We start from the raw sequence: 14,346 nt of genomic DNA, 5'->3' as shown, positions 1-14,346 counted from the left end.
GGGGACGACCGGAAGGAGACGGCCGGAAGGAGAAGCGAGGAAACGTTTCTCCCGATGGTGGCGACCCCTCAGACGAGACCGTGTCGCGCCGCCGCGGACTTGACCGCCTCGCGCAGCTCGTCCATGTCGATGATGCTGTTCAGCACGACGACGTCACCGAGACCGTGGGCGGCGTCCTCCAGGTCCTTCGCCACGAAGAACACGTCGGCGCTGTCGGGGCCCGCCGAGCTGATGTCGGAGTGCTCCACCGTGATGTCGGGGAGATCCAGCTCCCGCACGATGGTCTCGATGTTCATGCGCACCATGAAACTGCTGCCGAGTCCGGTGCTGCACATGGCCAGGAACTTCATTCGGACTCCTCGAATTCTGTGATCAGTTCGACTACTTCGGCCGCCGAGGCCGCGTCACGCAGGGCCTGGCGGGTGTCCGCGTCCGAGAGGATGCGGGCGAGGGAGGCCATGGCGCGCATGTGCGCGTCGGCGTCCGCCGCGGCGAAGCAGAAGTAGAGGTCGACCGCGTGCTCGGGCTGGTCGAGCAGCGCGGCGGGTTCCGCCAGGCGCAGCATCGCGATGCCGGTGCGGACGACGCCGCGCTCGGGGCGCGCGTGGGCGAGGGCGATCCCGTGGCCGAGGTCGATGTAGGTGCCGCCGGCCTCGACCGAGTCAAGCATGGCCCGGATGTACTCGGGGGTGATGTCTCCGGCTTCCAGCAGCGGGGCGGCGACCTGGGTGATGGCTTCCCGCCAGGTCAGCGTCGAGCTGGTGAAGTGGATGTTCCGCTCGGGAAGGAGTCGGCTGAGCATGGGTGCTCCGTAGGGGTACGGGGTGGGGCGGTCGCGGGTGCTACTCGGCGTCGGCCACGATGTCGAAGGACAGCTCCGCCGTGTCCGGCAGAAGTTTCGAGGTGCCGAAGATGACGGGTTTTCGGCCCGGTTCGAAGACGCAGGAGGTGGCCAGCAGCAGAGGGGTCTCCTCGGCCACGCCCAGCAGCCCGGCTTCTCTGGCGTCGCACCGGTGCAGTGCGACGACGATCTCGTTGCGGACCAGCAGCACGTCGTGCCTGGCCCGCAGGTACGCGTACAGGGAGGTGTCCGTGAAGTCCGTCGTGAGGACGTCGGGGAACCGGTCCTCCTCGACGTAGGACTCGGCCAGGTGGTGGACCACGCCGTTCACGCTGCGCAGCCGTTCCAGCCGGACGACCGAGGTGGCCGGGCTGATGCCGAGGGCCGCGCCGAGCCGTGCGCCGGCTCGCTCGCGCTGCTGCACGGTCACGCTGGAGGAGACGGTGTGTCCCTGCCGGGTGAGCTGGGTGTGGAAGCCCGTCACCTCGTTCACGAACCGTTCGCGGTGCTTGAGGTTGTAGCGCGGGTGGCTCACGAAGGTGCCGCGGCCGTGCTCGCGTACGAGGTATCCGTCCTGGACGAGTTCATCGACCGCCCTGCGCAACGTGATGCGGCTCACGTCGTACTCGCTGCACAGCGCGCCCTCGGCGGGCAGTCGCTCGCCCACGGGCAGGCTCTGCACGCGCCGCAGGAGATGGTCGCGCACCTGTGCGTACTTGTGCCCGGCCATCCGCGACCTCCTTGTCGGGTACGTGCGTCATCGAGACATCATGATGACTACAGGACATTCGAAGCGTCAATAGTCGACACCTAAACGAAATCTCGCTGTGCATAGGTGCCTCATGACCCCCGCCAAGGCTGCCCGCACGGCTCTGGCCTGGCACATCGGATCAACAGGGAGCCCCTGGCGTCTCGGTGGAGGGGTGGGTTACGTTTCCGGAAGTCATCATGACGTCATGCTCTCTTGAGGAGTCTTTGTGACCTTCCCAGCAGCTCAGCCGACCCGGCCCGCCGAGACCTCCCCAGGATCGGGAGAGGTGTTCGGCGCCGCCGACGTCCGGGCCGTCGCCACGGCTCGGGCGCTCGCGGTGGACGCGGTCGAGGCCGCGGGATCGGGACACCCCGGTACGGCGCTCGCCCTGGCACCCGTGGCCCATCTGCTGTTCCAGCGCCATGTGCGGCACGACCCGGCGGACCCCGACTGGGAGGGCAGGGACCGGTTCGTCCTCTCCTGCGGGCACGCCAGCATCCTTCAGTACACGCAGCTCTATCTGACGGGCTACGGGCTCGAGTTGGACGATCTGCGCCGCTTCCGCCGGCTCGGTTCGCTGACCCCCGGGCACCCCGAGTACCGGCACACGGCGGGCGTCGAGACGACCACGGGGCCGCTGGGCCAGGGGGTCGCCACCGCCGTGGGCATGGCGATGGCGCTCAAGCGCGACGAGGGCCGCCTGGCGGGCGCCGACACCTCCCCGCTGGGTCCGGCGGGCCGCACGGTGTGGGTGCTGTGCTCCGACGGCGACCTCCAGGAAGGGCTCTCCTACGAGGCGGGCGCGCTGGCCGGCCGGCACCGCCTGGACAACCTGGTCGTGATCTGGGACGACAACAGCATTCAGATCGAGGGCGACACCGGGCTGAGCACCCAGGAGGACACGGCCGCCAGGTTCCGCGCGCAGGGCTGGTTCACGCAGACCGTGGGTCTCGGCGCCGACGGCGACGTGGACGCAGGCGCCCTCGACCTCGCGCTCGGCGCGGCGCGCGCCGAGACCGGCCGCCCCAGCTTCATCGCACTGAAGTCGCAGATAGCCTTCCCGGCCCCGAACGCCGTCAACACGGCGGCCTCCCACGGTGCTCCGCTCGGAGCGTCCGAGGCCGCCGCGGTCAAGGAACTGCTGGGCGTGGAGGGGACGTTCACCGTTCCCGACGAGGTGCTCGAACACACCCGCGGCGCCCTCGCGCGCGGTGCGCGGCTGCACGCCGACTGGGACGCCGAGCTGGCCCGGTGGGCGGCCGAGCACCCGCGGGCGGCGCGGGCCCGCGCCCTGGCCGTCGCCGCGCCGGACCCGGCCGCCGTCGCCGCCGCCCTGCCCGCCTTCGCGCCGGGCGACAGCGTCGCTCCGCGCGACGCCTCGGGGAAGGTCATCCAGGCGCTGGCCGACGCCCTGCCCCGGCTGTGGGGAGGCTCCGCCGACCTCGGGGACAGCAACAGGACCACCATCACGTCCGGCGGGTCCTTCCTGCCCGCCGACGAGAACGACGGCAGCGGACTGCGAGGCCGCAACATCCACTGGGGGGTGCGGGAGCACGCGATGGCCGGCGCCCTCAACGGCATCGCCCTGGTCGGCTACGACACGCCCTTCGCCGGGACGTTCCTGGTCTTCAGCGACTACCAGCGCCCCTCGCTCCGCCTGGCGGCCCTCATGAAGCTGCCGGTCGTCCACGTCTGGAGTCACGACTCCGTGGCGCTCGGCGCCGACGGCCCCACCCACCAGCCGGTGGAGCACCTCGCGTCGCTGCGGGCCATGCCGGGACTCGCCGTCGTCCGCCCGGCCGACGCCAACGAGACCACCGCCGCGTGGCTCGCGGCGCTCGACAGCCGGGGCCCGGTCGGTCTCGCCCTCGCCCGGCAGGGGCTGCCCGTGCTGCCCATCCCCGCGGAGACCGTCCGCGCCGGAGTGGCGCGCGGCGCCTATTCGGTGACGGACACTCAGGAAACCGTCGATGTCGTCCTGTTGGCGTCGGGGAGCGAGGTGGCGGTGGCCCTCGCGGCACGGGACCTGCTCGCCGGACGGGACGTCCGCGCCCGGGTCGTGTCGGTGCCCTGCCTCGACTGGTTCGCCGAACAGGAGGCCGCCTACCGGGACTTCGTCGTCCCGCCGTCCGTACCGGCCCGCGTGGTCGTCGAGGCGGGCACCTCCTTCGGCTGGCACGGCCTGCTCGGCGCGCACGGCCGCACGGTGACCGTCGACGACTTCGGCACCTCCGCGCCCCCGGACGACGCCATGGAAGCGGTCGGGATCACCGTGGAGGCGGTGGTCGAGGCGGCCGTCGCCTCGCTCGCGGCCACCCGCTCCTGAGACCCGCACGCCCCCGATTCCCCTCCAGAGTGCCCGACTCCCCTCCAGTGAAGGAGACTCAGCATGCCTGAACGCCTTGTCACCATCGGTCTGCACAGCGGGCTGCACGCCCGTCCCGCCACCGCGTTCGCCCGAGCCGCCGCCGAACAGCCGGTGCCGGTGACCATCTCCCGGGACGGCAGGACCCCGGTGTCGGCCCGCAGCCTCCTGTCGGTGCTCGCGCTGGGAGCGGCACACGGCGACACGGTGACCCTGGCCGCCGAGGGTGACGGCGCCGACGCGGCGCTGGACGCGCTGGCCGGGCTCCTCACCCACGACCAGGAAGCCTGACGGCACGTCAGATCTACGTCCGCTGCCGGTCGTTCACCGTCGTACGCGGTGCACGGCCGGCGACGGCGCGGTCCGCCCCCTCTCCTCATGAAGCGAGGTCCCCGTTTGAACCCGCGCGCGCAGGCCCTGCCGCACGACGTCCGGCTCGTCATCTTCGACTGCGACGGCGTCCTGGTGGACACCGAACGCATCGGCCCCGAGATCGTGGCGGCCATGGCCACCGAGGCCGGCTGGCCACTGACCGCCGACGAGGTCCGCCGCCGGTTCCTCGGCCGTCCCGAGACCTACCTCTACGACGAGATACGCGGCCATGCGACGGTGCCGGTCGGCCCCGAGTGGCTGATCAGGTACCGGGCCCGGGTCCGCGACGCGTTCGCCGCGCGTCCGCGCACGATGCCGGGGGTGACGGAACTGCTGGACCACCTCGACGCCAGGGGCGTGCCGTACTGCGTCGCCTCCAGCGGGAGCCACGAACGCATCGCGCACTCGCTGTCGCTCACCGGGCTCCAAAGCCGTTTCGGGGAGCGGGTGTTCAGCGCCGACGACGTGCACGCGGGGAAGCCGGCGCCCGACCTGTTCCTGTACGCGGCCCGCGTCCTGGGCCATCTACCGCGCCACTGCCTGGTCGTGGAGGACAGCCCGGCGGGCGTGGACGCGGCACTCGCCGCCTCGATGCGGGTCGTCGGCTACACCGGCGGCCCCACCGAGGCGTCCGCCCTGGCCCACGCGAACGCGGGAGTCGTGGAGGAGCTGACGCATCTCATAGACACAGACGGGGAGTCGGGCGGGGAGTGAGCTGAACTCGCCCTGGGCGAGCGGGGCGTGCACCGCCGGTCGGTCACCGGACCGCGGACGGCCCCTGTCCCGCGCGGGGCAGGGGCCGTCCGGTCTGTCTCGGGGAGCGTGGGGACCGTCAGCCGCGCGGGCGCTCGAAGGTCAGGAGCAGTCCCTCCACGGCTCCAGGGCCTATGCGGCCCTTGACGTCGGCGGCCGTGATGGCCTTCAGCGCCCAGCCGTCCTCGGCGTGCTTGTTGAGGATCTTCTCCAGTTTGTCGCTGTCCAGGGCGTCGCCGATCAGCGACTCCCGGAACGTGACGACCTTGTACTCGTAGATGTGGGCGCTGCTCATGAGGTGCGGGTCCTCCTGCCGGCCGAGCCGGGTGGGAATGGAAGTGGCCAGGGCAAGACAATCATCCGTTCGGTGACGGGGTCGAGCGCGGGCCGGGTACCGGCTTCGATCGGGCGGGCCTGCCCACGCCGTGGCCGCCGATGGCGTCTCGCCGCGGTCGCCGATGACGTCCCGCCGTCGGCGTGGACATCCCGCGGTCGCCGATGACGTCCCATCGTCGCCGATGACGTCCCGTCGCCACCGATGACGTCACGCCGTCGCCGGTGACGTTCCGCCTCGGACGTCGAGACGGACCGCCGGCTATCGCCCCGGCCCCTCCCCCGCCGCCGGACTCTCCGCCTCCAGCAGGGCGCCCGCCTGGTCGGCGGCGGCGCCGAACGGGTCGGGGAAGACACCCATGCCGTGGGCGACGAGCGCCCCCTCGTGCAGGAGCATCAGGGTGCGCCCGAGCCGGTCCGGGTCCCGGGCGCCCGTCTCGCGGGCGAGGCCGGTGAAGAGGTCGAGCATCCACTGCTTCTGTCCGGCGATGACCTGGTACGCCGGGTGGTCCGGGTCGCTGATCTCCGCGTGCGCGTTGACCATGCTGCATCCCTTCGCGCCGTACCGCTCCGACCAGGCGCGCGAGGCCTCGAACACGGCCAGGATCCGGGCCGCCGCCCGGTCGCCCGCCGCGTCGAGACGGCCGTCGAGGACCCCGCGCCAGCGCTCGTCACGGCCCGCCAGGTACTCGACGACGATCTGCTCCTTGGAACCGAACCGGTCGTACAGCGTCTTCTTCGTCACCCCGGCCTCGGCCGCGATGAGATCCACCCCGACGGCGTGGATCCCGCGGTCGTAGAAGAGTCGCTCGGCGGCTTCCAGCACCCGCACGGCTGCCGGTGTCATCCGCACGCGGTGCGGCTTCGTCGCGGTCTCCATGGCACGAGTATACCGACTTGTATAGTGGGCACCCGAGGCGAGTAAACCGATCTGTCTAGTCGGAAGGGATTCCCATGAACAGCCTGCTGTCGGCGGCCTTCGTGCTGTGCTGGAGCTCCGGCTTCATCGGAGCCAAGTTCGGCACCGGCTCGGCGGACACGAGCACCCTGCTGATGTGGCGTTTCGTGCCGCTCGCCGTGATCCTGCTCGCCGTCGCGGCGGTCTCGCGCACGGTGTGGAGCGGGCTCGACCGCCGGGACGTCGGACGGCAGATCGCCATCGGGGCGCTCTCCCAGAGCGGCTATCTGCTCAGCGTCTACTACGCCATCCAACTGGGCGTCTCCAGCGGCACCACCGCCCTGATCGACGGGATCCAGCCGCTGGTGGCGGGGGCGCTCGCCGGTCCCCTGCTCGGGCAGTACGTGACGCGCGGGCAGCTCCTCGGGCTCGGCCTCGGTCTCGCCGGAGTCGCCACGGTGACCCTGGCCGACGCCGCCGCCCCCGGCGCGGACGCCGCCTGGTGGGCCTACCTCGTGCCCCTTCTCGGCATGGCGACGCTGGTGGCCGCCACCTTCCTGGAGGGGCGCTCGCGCGCACCGGTCGCGCCCCGGGCGGCGCTGACCATCCACTGCGCGACCAGCGCGGTCCTGTTCTCGGCCCTGGCGCTGGCGACCGGGTCGGCGATCCCGCCCGCCCGGACGTCGTTCTGGCTGGCGACCGTCTGGCTCGTGGTGCTGCCGACGTTCGGGGGCTACGGGCTGTACTGGCTCATCATGCGACGCTCCGGGGTCACGGAGGTCAACACGCTGATGTTCCTGATGGCGCCGGTCACCGCGGTGTGGGGCGCCCTCATGTTCGACGAGCACTTCGGGGTGCGGACGGGCGTGGGGCTCGCGCTGGGCCTGGTGGCCGTCGTGGTCGTGCGACGCGGGGCGCGAAGCGCCGGCGACGCGTACCGGGGAAGGGGCGCGCAGCGGGAAGGCGGCGCGTACCCGGAAAGGAGTGCGGGCCGGGAGGAGGGCGCGGGCCTGCCGGACCCCTGGGAGACCGCCCCTCCGCGGTCCGAGGGCTCCGGAGCGCAACGGGCCACGCGCTGACGGCGGTCTGGGGCCGAGGGCCCGCGATCGGGGGCTGGGGACCGGCGGTCGGGGACCGGATGTTGAGAACCGGGGACCGGATGACGAGGACCAGGGACCGGATGTCGAGGACCGGAGGCCGGATGTCGGGGGCCAGCTGTCGAAAAAGTTTCGGTGGCCGCCGGGACACGAGGAGCCGCCGCAACCGTTGACGCGCACGGGGTTCGATTCTACGTTCCCGGTCGAAGACCGGACCGCTGTCCGTGGTTTCGGACGTCAGGTCGTTCTCGACTCCCCCCCACCCGTAGGAGGATCCGCGTGAGCCGCACCTCCAGCAGGACCCTCGGCAGGATGTTCCGCAGCACCGCCGGGAGCGCCGTGCGTCGCAGGACCGCGCTCCTCGCGCTCCCCGCGGCGCTGCTGCTCGCCCTCGTCCCCGGCACCGCCTCCGCGTACCCCAACCCCGGTACCGTCACCGGCTCGACGGTCGTCCACGACCCCACCATGATCCGCACCTCGTCCGGCCAGTACCTGCTGTACGCCACCGGCGGCGGCCTCGGGTACAGGACGTCCACCGACCGGATCGCCTTCAGCGCGGGCGCCGACGCCTTCGGCACGAAACCGAGCTGGTGGTCGGGGTACGCGACCGAGGCGTGGGCTCCCGACATCTCGTACCACGGCGGCAAGTACCTGCTGTACTACGCCGTCTCGACCTTCGGCTCGAACAAGTCGGCCATCGGCCTCGCGGGTTCGGCGACCGGACTGCCGGGCTCCTGGAGCGACTACGGGACGGTCTACACGTCGACCACTTCCAGCGACTACAACGCCATCGATCCGAACCTCTTCGTGGACGGCGACGGCAAGTGGTGGCTGTCGTTCGGGAGTTGGTGGACGGGCCTCAAGATGATCCAGATCGACCCGTCGACCGGCAAGCAGCTCGCGTCGAACACGACGCGCTACTCGATCGCGTCCCGCCCGACCGGCACCAAGGCGGTCGAGGCGCCCTACGTCGTCAAACGGGGCGCCTACTACTACCTGTTCGCCTCGTACGACACCTGCTGCGCCGGCACCAGCTCCACCTACAAGGTCAAGGTCGGCCGGGCCACCAGCGTCACCGGGCCGTACTACGACAAGAGCGGGGTCGCCCTGACCAACAACGGCGGCACGCCCGTCCTGGAATCGCACGGCCGGTACATCGGGCCCGGCGGGCAGTCCGTCATGGCCGACTCCGACGGCGACCTGATCGTCTACCACTACTACGACGGCCAGGACAACGGCACCCCGAAGCTGGGCATCAACCTCCTTGACTGGAGCAGTGGTTGGCCCGTCGCCTACTGACCCCGCCCGAACCCGCGGGCCTGGCGCAGCATCGTCAGGGCCGCGGCCGAGGGTGATCCCGGTTCCGCGGTGACCGTCACCAGGGAGTGGTGCATCCGGGGCGGGACGGGGAAGGTCTGCTGGGTGATGGTCAGGTTCCCGACGACCGGATGGGTCACGTCGTAGACGTCCCGTTGGCACGGGCCGACGGTGTGTTCGGCCCACAGGCGGGCGAACTCCGGGCTGTGGATCGCCAGTTCGCCGACGAGGGCGGCCAGGCAGGCGTCGTCGGGCCGGTGGGCCGTCATGACGCGGAGGTTGCCGACCACGGCTCGGGCCTTGGCGGGCCAGTCGCGGTAGAGGTCGCGGGTGTGGGCGTCGAGGAAGACCAGGCGGGACATGTTGGGCCGGGTGTCGGGCGCGTCGGGCGACGCGAACGCGAGGTGTCCGGCGAGCAGGGCGTGTCCCGCGCGGTTCCAGGCGAGGACGTCGTTGCGGCGGCCCAGGACGAGGGCGGGTACGTCGCTCATCGCCGCCAGCAGGGTGCGCAGGTCGGCGGAGACGTCCTCGTCGGGCGGTGTCGCCGCCGGGCGGCGGTGGATCGCCGCCGTCGACAGGACGTGCAGATGGTCGCGTTCGGGTGCGGTCAGCCGCATGGCGGTCGCGATGGCGTCCAGGACCTCGGACGAGGCGTTGAGGGACTGGCCCTGTTCGAGGCGGGTGTAGTAGCCGGCGCTGACCCCGGCGAGCATCGCCAACTCCTCCCGGCGCAGGCCGGGTACGCGGCGCCGTTCCCCGTAGCGGGGCAGGCCGACGTCGTCAGGGCTGAGCTGCGCGCGGCGGACTCTCAGGAACTCACCGAGCGGTGATCCGCGGTTCATGGCGGCAAGTATGCGCGGCCGGCCGTGCCGGTGCCTGCACCTGTCAGGGGTAGCCAGGAGCGGGCCTGGATAAGGCGGCGCGCGGTCCGCAGAGTCGTCGGCAGGGCACCGGCGCGACCGCTCCCGTCACTCGGTCACGAGGTCGCGGAGCATCCGTCGGCGCGCCCCGCCCTCTCGCGACCGCTTACCGAAAGGCCGTCATGTCCGTGCAGTTCCTCCCCGCGTTCCTCGGTGTCCCGCTCGCCGCGGCCGTTCTCGGCGCCGGCGCGTCGCCGCCCGCGGTGCCCGCCGCCGCCGTCCGCCCGGTGTCCCGTGGATCGGTCCTCGTCCATCTCGATCTGGCCGCGGGCCAGATGCCGGAGAACGTGGTGCTCGACCCCGGCGGTGGTGTCGACGTCACCTTCGCCGGGGCCCGCCAGGTCGCCCGGATCGCCGCCGACGGCACGACCCGGGTGCTGGCCACCCTGCCCGCGCCGCGGGACCCGGCCGCGGTCACGCCGCTGCTCGGCTTCCCCCTGGCGACCGGGCTGGTCCGCGACGGCGACCGGTTCTACGTGCTGTACGCGACCGGTGCCGCGCGGGAGACCGGCGTCTGGACGTTCGTCGAGGGGCAGCCGCCCCGCAAGCTCGCCGACCTGCCCGCCGACGGCCTGCCCAACGGCATGGTCATGGACCGGGAGACCGGCGCCCTGTACGTCACCGACTCCGCCAGGGGCGCCGTCCACACGGTCGCGACCCGGGGCCGCGACAGGGGCGAGGTCTCCGTGTTCAGCGACAGCGAGGCCCTCGCCCCGGCCGGTTTCCTCGGCGTCAACGGAGCCAAGATCAGGGGCCGTCACCTGTATGTCTCGAACCTGGACAAGGGCACCGTGCTGCGCGCTCCGCTCGGCGGGCCCGACGCGGGCGTGTTCGAGACGTTCGCCGACGGCCTCCAGGGCATCGACGACTTCGCGTTCACCGGCAGCGGCGACACGTTCCTCGCGGCGCTCGTGACCGAGAACGAGGTGGTCCTCGCCGACGGCTCGGGCCGGCGCAGGACCGTGCTGACGGAGCGCGACGGCCTGTCGAACCCCACCTCCGTCGCGATCAACGGCACCTCCGTCTACGTGCCGAGCGCCGCCTACACCACCAAGGCCGACCCGAACCTGCTGGTCGCCCGCCTCTCCCGCTGACCCCGCCCCCACTCCCCCGAGGTACCGACATGTCCACCACCCCGTCCCTGCCGACGTCGACGGCCCCCGCGTCCCGGATCACCCGGATCGAACTCGGGGACGTCGAGATCACCCGCGTCATCGAGTACGCGGAGACCTCCCCGATGACGACCGACGTCTTCTTCCCGACCAGCACCGCGGCGGACTGGCGGCGCCACGCCTCCCTGCTCGACCCTGACCACTGGGAGCCCGCCACCGACCTGACCCGCGTCGCCACCCAGAGCTGGGCGCTGCGCAGCGAGGGCCGCGTCATCCTGATCGACACCGGCGCGGGCAACGGCAAGTACCGTCCGCTCCAGCCCATCTGGTCGTACCTCGACACCCGGTACCTGGAGAATCTCGCCGCCGCCGGGATCGAGCCCGAGGACGTCGACCTCGTCGTCAACACGCATCTGCACGACGACCACGTGGGCTGGAACACCCGGCTGGAGGGCCGCGACTGGGTGCCGACCTTCCCCAACGCGACGTATCTGATGCCGCAGCCGGACGTCGAGTACTGGCGCCCGGAGAACCTGCACCGCACCGTGTTCGGGCGGGGCAACCAGAACGTCTACGAGGACAGCGTCGACCCGGTGATCGACGCCGGGCTCGTCACGACCTGGAGCGGGTCGTACGTCATCGACGGCAACCTCCGGCTGGAGGCGGCACCCGGGCACACCCCCGGCTCGTCGGTCATTCATCTGGAGTCCGGCGGCGACCGCGCGGTCTTCGCGGGCGATCTGATGCACGGCGCGATCCAGGTCCACGAGCCGCATCTCAACAGCTGCTTCGAGGAGGACGAGGACGCCGCGCGCGCCAGCAGGGGACGGCTGTACGGCTGGGCCGCGGACCACAACGCGCTGCTGCTGCCGGCCCATCTGCCCGGCCACGGCGCCTTCGAGATCCGCCGCGAGGGAGCCGGGTTCGGGATCTCCCGGTGGGCGCCCTTCTCCCGCGTCTGACGGACGCGGCCCGGGGACGGGGGGGCGCCCTGCACGAGGTGCGCTCGCCCGTCCTCGCGGTGCGTTCCCGGTCGAAGAGGGCGACGAGTCCGTTCACCCGGATCGCGAGGAACGCGAGGGCGGCCATCAGGCAGCCGGCTGCCGGCTGCCGCCAGGAAGCCGGCGAGCGCGCTCTCGTCGGCGTCCGTCCTCTCGTCGGCGGGCGTCGTGTCCCGGTCGACGGAGCGTCCAAGGGGGCGTCGGAGCAGGCGGGCTCGTCGTGGCGGCGGCCGGGTCAGCCGGCGCTCAGGCGCTCCAGTGCCATGCGGCTCGCCTCGTCCGCCGGGCGGCAGATCATCAGCCGCTGGTCGGTGTCCTTGAGCGGCATCAGGACCTCGAAGTCGACGGCGATCGTCCCGACGTCCGGATGGCGCATCGCCTTGCTGCCCCGGCCGGTGGCCCTGATGTCCCGCTGGGCCCACAGGCGGGCGAACTCCTCGTCGAGTGCGGTGAGTTCGGTGATGAGGTCGGTGAGCCTCCGGTCCTGCGGGTGTGCGGCCCACGCGGCACGCAGGTGGGCGACGCCCTCCCGTACGACCCGGTCGCGGTCGACGTAGCACGCGCTGATCCCGGGGTGCGCCAGGCACAGCCACATCGCGTTGCGGCGGGACGGCAGCAGCGTGCTGAAGTCCAGGAGCAGCCGCGTCATCTCCGGGTTCCAGGCCAGGATGTCGAAGCGGTGGTTCAGCAGCATGGCGGGCAGCGGCGACAGGTCGGCGACCAGTCGGGCCAGTGGCCCCGCCGCGGTGGTGGCGGGCGCTTCGGGCTTGCGGGGGTGGCGCTGGGCCAGGTCGAAGAGGTAGGCGCGTTCGTCGGGGGCGAGCCGCAGCGCGCGGGCGAGTGCCTCCACCACCTCCGCCGACGGCCGCAGTCCACGGGCCTGTTCGAGGCGGACGACGTAGTCGGTGCTGACCCCGGCCAGTTCGGCGACCTCCTCGCGGCGCAGTCCCGGCGTCCGCCTGGTCCCCCGGCGGGACGGCAGTCCGACCTCGTGCGGGGCGAGGAGTTCACGTCGGGACCGCAGGAAAGCAGCCAACTCCCGTGTCGGGTCCAGGGTGCGCGTCGTCATGCCCGTCCAACAGCGGTCGTGGGAAGGCTGTTCCCAGGAACGTCCTTCCCTTACTCATGGCCCGGGACGCTGGCAGGTTCGAGTCCGACACCGGTCACGAGCACAGGAACACGGGAGCACATGATGACGCTCGCCCTCGACAACTACCGCCTGTTGGGCCGCTCCGGGCTGCGGGTCTCACCGCTGGCACTCGGCGCAGCGACCTTCGGCACCGACTGGGGCTGGGGAGCCGGACGGGACGAGGCCCGCACGCTGTTCGACCTGTACACCGAGCGGGGCGGCAACTTCGTCGACACCGCCAACACCTACACCGACGGCAGTTCCGAACGCCTGCTGGGCGCCTTCGCGCGGGACCGGCGCGAGAGCCTCGTCCTGGCGACGAAGTACACGACGCTGCGCAGGCCGGGCGACCCCAACTCCGCGGGCAGTCACCGCAAGAGCCTCTTCGCGTCGGTGGAGGCGAGCCTGCGGCAGCTCGGCACCGACTACATCGATCTGCTCTATCTGCACGTGTGGGACGACACGACACCGGTCGAGGAGATCCTGCGCGGAATGGACGACCTGGTCAGGCAGGGCAAGATCCTCTACGTGGCGATCTGCAACGCGCCCGCCTGGCAGGTGTCGCGGATGCAGACGATCGCCGATCTGCGCGGCTGGTCGCCGCTGGTCGCGCTGCAGATCGAGTACAACCTGATCGAGCGCACCGGGGAACGTGACCTGATCCCGATGGCGCGGGAGATGGGTCTCGGGGTGATCCCGTACTCCCCGCTGGCAGGTGGGGTGCTCACCGGCAAGTATGGCCGTGCCGACCTGAGCGCGGCGGGCGACACCTCCGACGACGGCACCCGCAGGAGCTTCAACCTCGCTCTGGGCGCGGTCACCGAGCGCAACCTCGCCGTCGCCGACGTCGTGAAGGAGGTCGCCACGGAGTCGGGCCGCACACCGGCCCAGGTGGCGCTGGCCTGGACGCTGCGGAGTCCGGGCGTGACGGCGCCGATCATCGGCGCCCGCACCCCCGCGCAGCTGAGGGACAACCTCGTTGCCCTGGACGTCGACCTCACCGCGTCCCAACTGGCCCGCCTCGACGAGGCGAGCGCCGTGCCGCTCGGCTTCCCGCACGACCTGCTGGCGAGCGACCACATCCGCAGGGTGACGACGGGCGACCTGACGATCGAGTCCCGGCGCAGGTGGGATCGAGGGCGGCGCTCCGGGCTCTGAGGGAGGGAGGCGGTGCGGACGCCGCGACGCGCGGCGATCGGGGGCCCGCTAGCCGGGGGCGTCAGCTCCGTTCGCACCGGGCCGGCTTCGTGACGTGGGGACGTCAACACGCTCACGTCAAATTCTCTTCACGGAGAGGGACGATGAGGAAGATCGCTCGCCGCCCGGCGCCTCCGGACGTCAACACCCGCCCCTTGATCACTTGTTGCAGTTGGTAGTACGAGCCCGCCACACGGTGACCTCTTGTGAAGCCCGAGCCCTTGAGCTCCTGCCAAGACCGAGGCCCGTGAGGCGAGTTG

Annotated in this window: 15 protein-coding genes; 8 read left to right on the top strand and 7 right to left on the bottom strand. The window is 71.8% G+C overall.

Annotated elements, in window-relative coordinates:
* Positions 1–68: 68 nt before the first annotated feature.
* From DDJ31_RS38340 to DDJ31_RS38330, 3 genes are read right to left on the bottom strand one after another with little or no spacing between them, the layout of a single operon-like run.
* Positions 69–350, bottom strand: a complete 282-nt coding sequence (locus DDJ31_RS38340; RefSeq protein WP_127175834.1) for a PTS sugar transporter subunit IIB — start codon at positions 348–350, stop codon at positions 69–71.
* Positions 347–802 (bottom strand): PTS sugar transporter subunit IIA, encoded by a 456-nt coding sequence (locus DDJ31_RS38335; RefSeq protein ID WP_127175835.1) that lies wholly within the window; start codon positions 800–802, stop codon positions 347–349. Before DDJ31_RS38335 ends, DDJ31_RS38340 begins: the two co-directional genes overlap by 4 nt.
* Positions 803–842: 40 nt before the next feature.
* The gene (locus tag DDJ31_RS38330; protein WP_127175836.1) at positions 843–1,571 is read right to left on the bottom strand and encodes a GntR family transcriptional regulator; all 729 of its coding nucleotides are present in this window, start codon (positions 1,569–1,571) and stop codon (positions 843–845) included.
* Between the two features lie 307 nt (positions 1,572–1,878).
* Here DDJ31_RS38330 and DDJ31_RS38325 point away from each other — a divergent pair, with 307 nt between their 5' ends.
* The 3 genes from DDJ31_RS38325 (at position 1,879) to DDJ31_RS38315 (ending at position 5,043) form a co-directional block, all read left to right on the top strand.
* On the top strand, positions 1,879–3,918 hold the full coding sequence (locus DDJ31_RS38325; RefSeq protein WP_164785083.1) for a transketolase family protein: 2,040 nt from the start codon (positions 1,879–1,881) through the stop codon (positions 3,916–3,918).
* A 63-nt stretch (positions 3,919–3,981) separates the two neighbouring features.
* The gene (locus tag DDJ31_RS38320; protein ID WP_127175838.1) at positions 3,982–4,248 is read left to right on the top strand and encodes an HPr family phosphocarrier protein; all 267 of its coding nucleotides are present in this window, start codon (positions 3,982–3,984) and stop codon (positions 4,246–4,248) included.
* Between the two features lie 105 nt (positions 4,249–4,353).
* The gene (locus tag DDJ31_RS38315) at positions 4,354–5,043 is read left to right on the top strand and encodes an HAD family hydrolase (RefSeq protein ID WP_240677919.1); all 690 of its coding nucleotides are present in this window, start codon (positions 4,354–4,356) and stop codon (positions 5,041–5,043) included.
* A 118-nt stretch (positions 5,044–5,161) separates the two neighbouring features.
* Here DDJ31_RS38315 and DDJ31_RS38310 read toward each other — a convergent pair whose 3' ends face one another.
* Together DDJ31_RS38310 and DDJ31_RS38305 are read right to left on the bottom strand one after the other, a co-directional pair.
* Complete coding sequence (locus DDJ31_RS38310) at positions 5,162–5,377, bottom strand: DUF4177 domain-containing protein (protein ID WP_127175840.1); 216 nt, start codon at positions 5,375–5,377, stop codon at positions 5,162–5,164.
* A 300-nt stretch (positions 5,378–5,677) separates the two neighbouring features.
* The gene (locus tag DDJ31_RS38305; protein ID WP_127175841.1) at positions 5,678–6,295 is read right to left on the bottom strand and encodes a TetR/AcrR family transcriptional regulator; all 618 of its coding nucleotides are present in this window, start codon (positions 6,293–6,295) and stop codon (positions 5,678–5,680) included.
* 74 nt (positions 6,296–6,369) lie between these two features.
* Here DDJ31_RS38305 and DDJ31_RS38300 point away from each other — a divergent pair, with 74 nt between their 5' ends.
* The gene (locus tag DDJ31_RS38300; protein WP_127175842.1) at positions 6,370–7,392 is read left to right on the top strand and encodes a DMT family transporter; all 1,023 of its coding nucleotides are present in this window, start codon (positions 6,370–6,372) and stop codon (positions 7,390–7,392) included.
* Between the two features lie 330 nt (positions 7,393–7,722).
* Complete coding sequence (locus DDJ31_RS38295; RefSeq protein WP_127182387.1) at positions 7,723–8,709, top strand: arabinan endo-1,5-alpha-L-arabinosidase; 987 nt, start codon at positions 7,723–7,725, stop codon at positions 8,707–8,709.
* On the opposite strand, the gene DDJ31_RS38290 is transcribed toward DDJ31_RS38295, so the two are convergent.
* Complete coding sequence (locus DDJ31_RS38290; RefSeq protein WP_127175843.1) at positions 8,703–9,569, bottom strand: helix-turn-helix domain-containing protein; 867 nt, start codon at positions 9,567–9,569, stop codon at positions 8,703–8,705. The genes DDJ31_RS38295 and DDJ31_RS38290 overlap by 7 nt on opposite strands.
* 200 nt (positions 9,570–9,769) lie before the next feature.
* Here DDJ31_RS38290 and DDJ31_RS38285 point away from each other — a divergent pair, with 200 nt between their 5' ends.
* Entirely contained in the window at positions 9,770–10,741 is a 972-nt protein-coding gene (locus tag DDJ31_RS38285; RefSeq protein WP_127175844.1) for a hypothetical protein, read from the top strand.
* 29 nt (positions 10,742–10,770) lie between these two features.
* Positions 10,771–11,721 (top strand): MBL fold metallo-hydrolase, encoded by a 951-nt coding sequence (locus DDJ31_RS38280; protein ID WP_127175845.1) that lies wholly within the window; start codon positions 10,771–10,773, stop codon positions 11,719–11,721.
* A gap of 274 nt (positions 11,722–11,995) precedes the next feature.
* Here the strand turns inward: DDJ31_RS38280 and DDJ31_RS38275 are convergent, their stop codons facing one another.
* Positions 11,996–12,829, bottom strand: a complete 834-nt coding sequence (locus DDJ31_RS38275; protein WP_127175846.1) for a helix-turn-helix transcriptional regulator — start codon at positions 12,827–12,829, stop codon at positions 11,996–11,998.
* A gap of 123 nt (positions 12,830–12,952) precedes the next feature.
* Here DDJ31_RS38275 and DDJ31_RS38270 point away from each other — a divergent pair, with 123 nt between their 5' ends.
* Positions 12,953–14,047, top strand: a complete 1,095-nt coding sequence (locus tag DDJ31_RS38270; RefSeq protein WP_127182388.1) for an aldo/keto reductase — start codon at positions 12,953–12,955, stop codon at positions 14,045–14,047.
* Positions 14,048–14,346: the final 299 nt, after the last annotated feature.

The sequence above is a fragment of the Streptomyces griseoviridis genome, from assembly GCF_005222485.1.
In the GTDB taxonomy this organism is placed as follows: Bacteria; Actinomycetota; Actinomycetes; order Streptomycetales; family Streptomycetaceae; genus Streptomyces; species Streptomyces hintoniae.
The sequence above is the reverse complement of the archived record's forward strand: the minus strand, read 5'-3'. Positions and strand labels throughout refer to the sequence as shown.

What these genes read in the sequence shown, in the direction of transcription:
- DDJ31_RS38330 (WP_127175836.1), bottom strand. Translation starts at nt 1,571, where the DNA reads ATGGCCGGGCACAAGTACGCACAGGTGCGCGACCATCTCCTGCGGCGC.
- DDJ31_RS38285 (WP_127175844.1), top strand. Translation starts at nt 9,770, where the DNA reads ATGTCCGTGCAGTTCCTCCCCGCGTTCCTCGGTGTCCCGCTCGCCGCG.
- DDJ31_RS38300 (WP_127175842.1), top strand. Translation starts at nt 6,370, where the DNA reads ATGAACAGCCTGCTGTCGGCGGCCTTCGTGCTGTGCTGGAGCTCCGGC.
- DDJ31_RS38335 (WP_127175835.1), bottom strand. Translation starts at nt 802, where the DNA reads ATGCTCAGCCGACTCCTTCCCGAGCGGAACATCCACTTCACCAGCTCG.
- DDJ31_RS38310 (WP_127175840.1), bottom strand. Translation starts at nt 5,377, where the DNA reads ATGAGCAGCGCCCACATCTACGAGTACAAGGTCGTCACGTTCCGGGAG.
- DDJ31_RS38295 (WP_127182387.1), top strand. Translation starts at nt 7,723, where the DNA reads ATGTTCCGCAGCACCGCCGGGAGCGCCGTGCGTCGCAGGACCGCGCTC.
- DDJ31_RS38290 (WP_127175843.1), bottom strand. Translation starts at nt 9,569, where the DNA reads ATGAACCGCGGATCACCGCTCGGTGAGTTCCTGAGAGTCCGCCGCGCG.
- DDJ31_RS38270 (WP_127182388.1), top strand. Translation starts at nt 12,953, where the DNA reads ATGACGCTCGCCCTCGACAACTACCGCCTGTTGGGCCGCTCCGGGCTG.
- DDJ31_RS38305 (WP_127175841.1), bottom strand. Translation starts at nt 6,295, where the DNA reads ATGGAGACCGCGACGAAGCCGCACCGCGTGCGGATGACACCGGCAGCC.
- DDJ31_RS38320 (WP_127175838.1), top strand. Translation starts at nt 3,982, where the DNA reads ATGCCTGAACGCCTTGTCACCATCGGTCTGCACAGCGGGCTGCACGCC.
- DDJ31_RS38275 (WP_127175846.1), bottom strand. Translation starts at nt 12,829, where the DNA reads ATGACGACGCGCACCCTGGACCCGACACGGGAGTTGGCTGCTTTCCTG.
- DDJ31_RS38280 (WP_127175845.1), top strand. Translation starts at nt 10,771, where the DNA reads ATGTCCACCACCCCGTCCCTGCCGACGTCGACGGCCCCCGCGTCCCGG.
- DDJ31_RS38340 (WP_127175834.1), bottom strand. Translation starts at nt 350, where the DNA reads ATGAAGTTCCTGGCCATGTGCAGCACCGGACTCGGCAGCAGTTTCATG.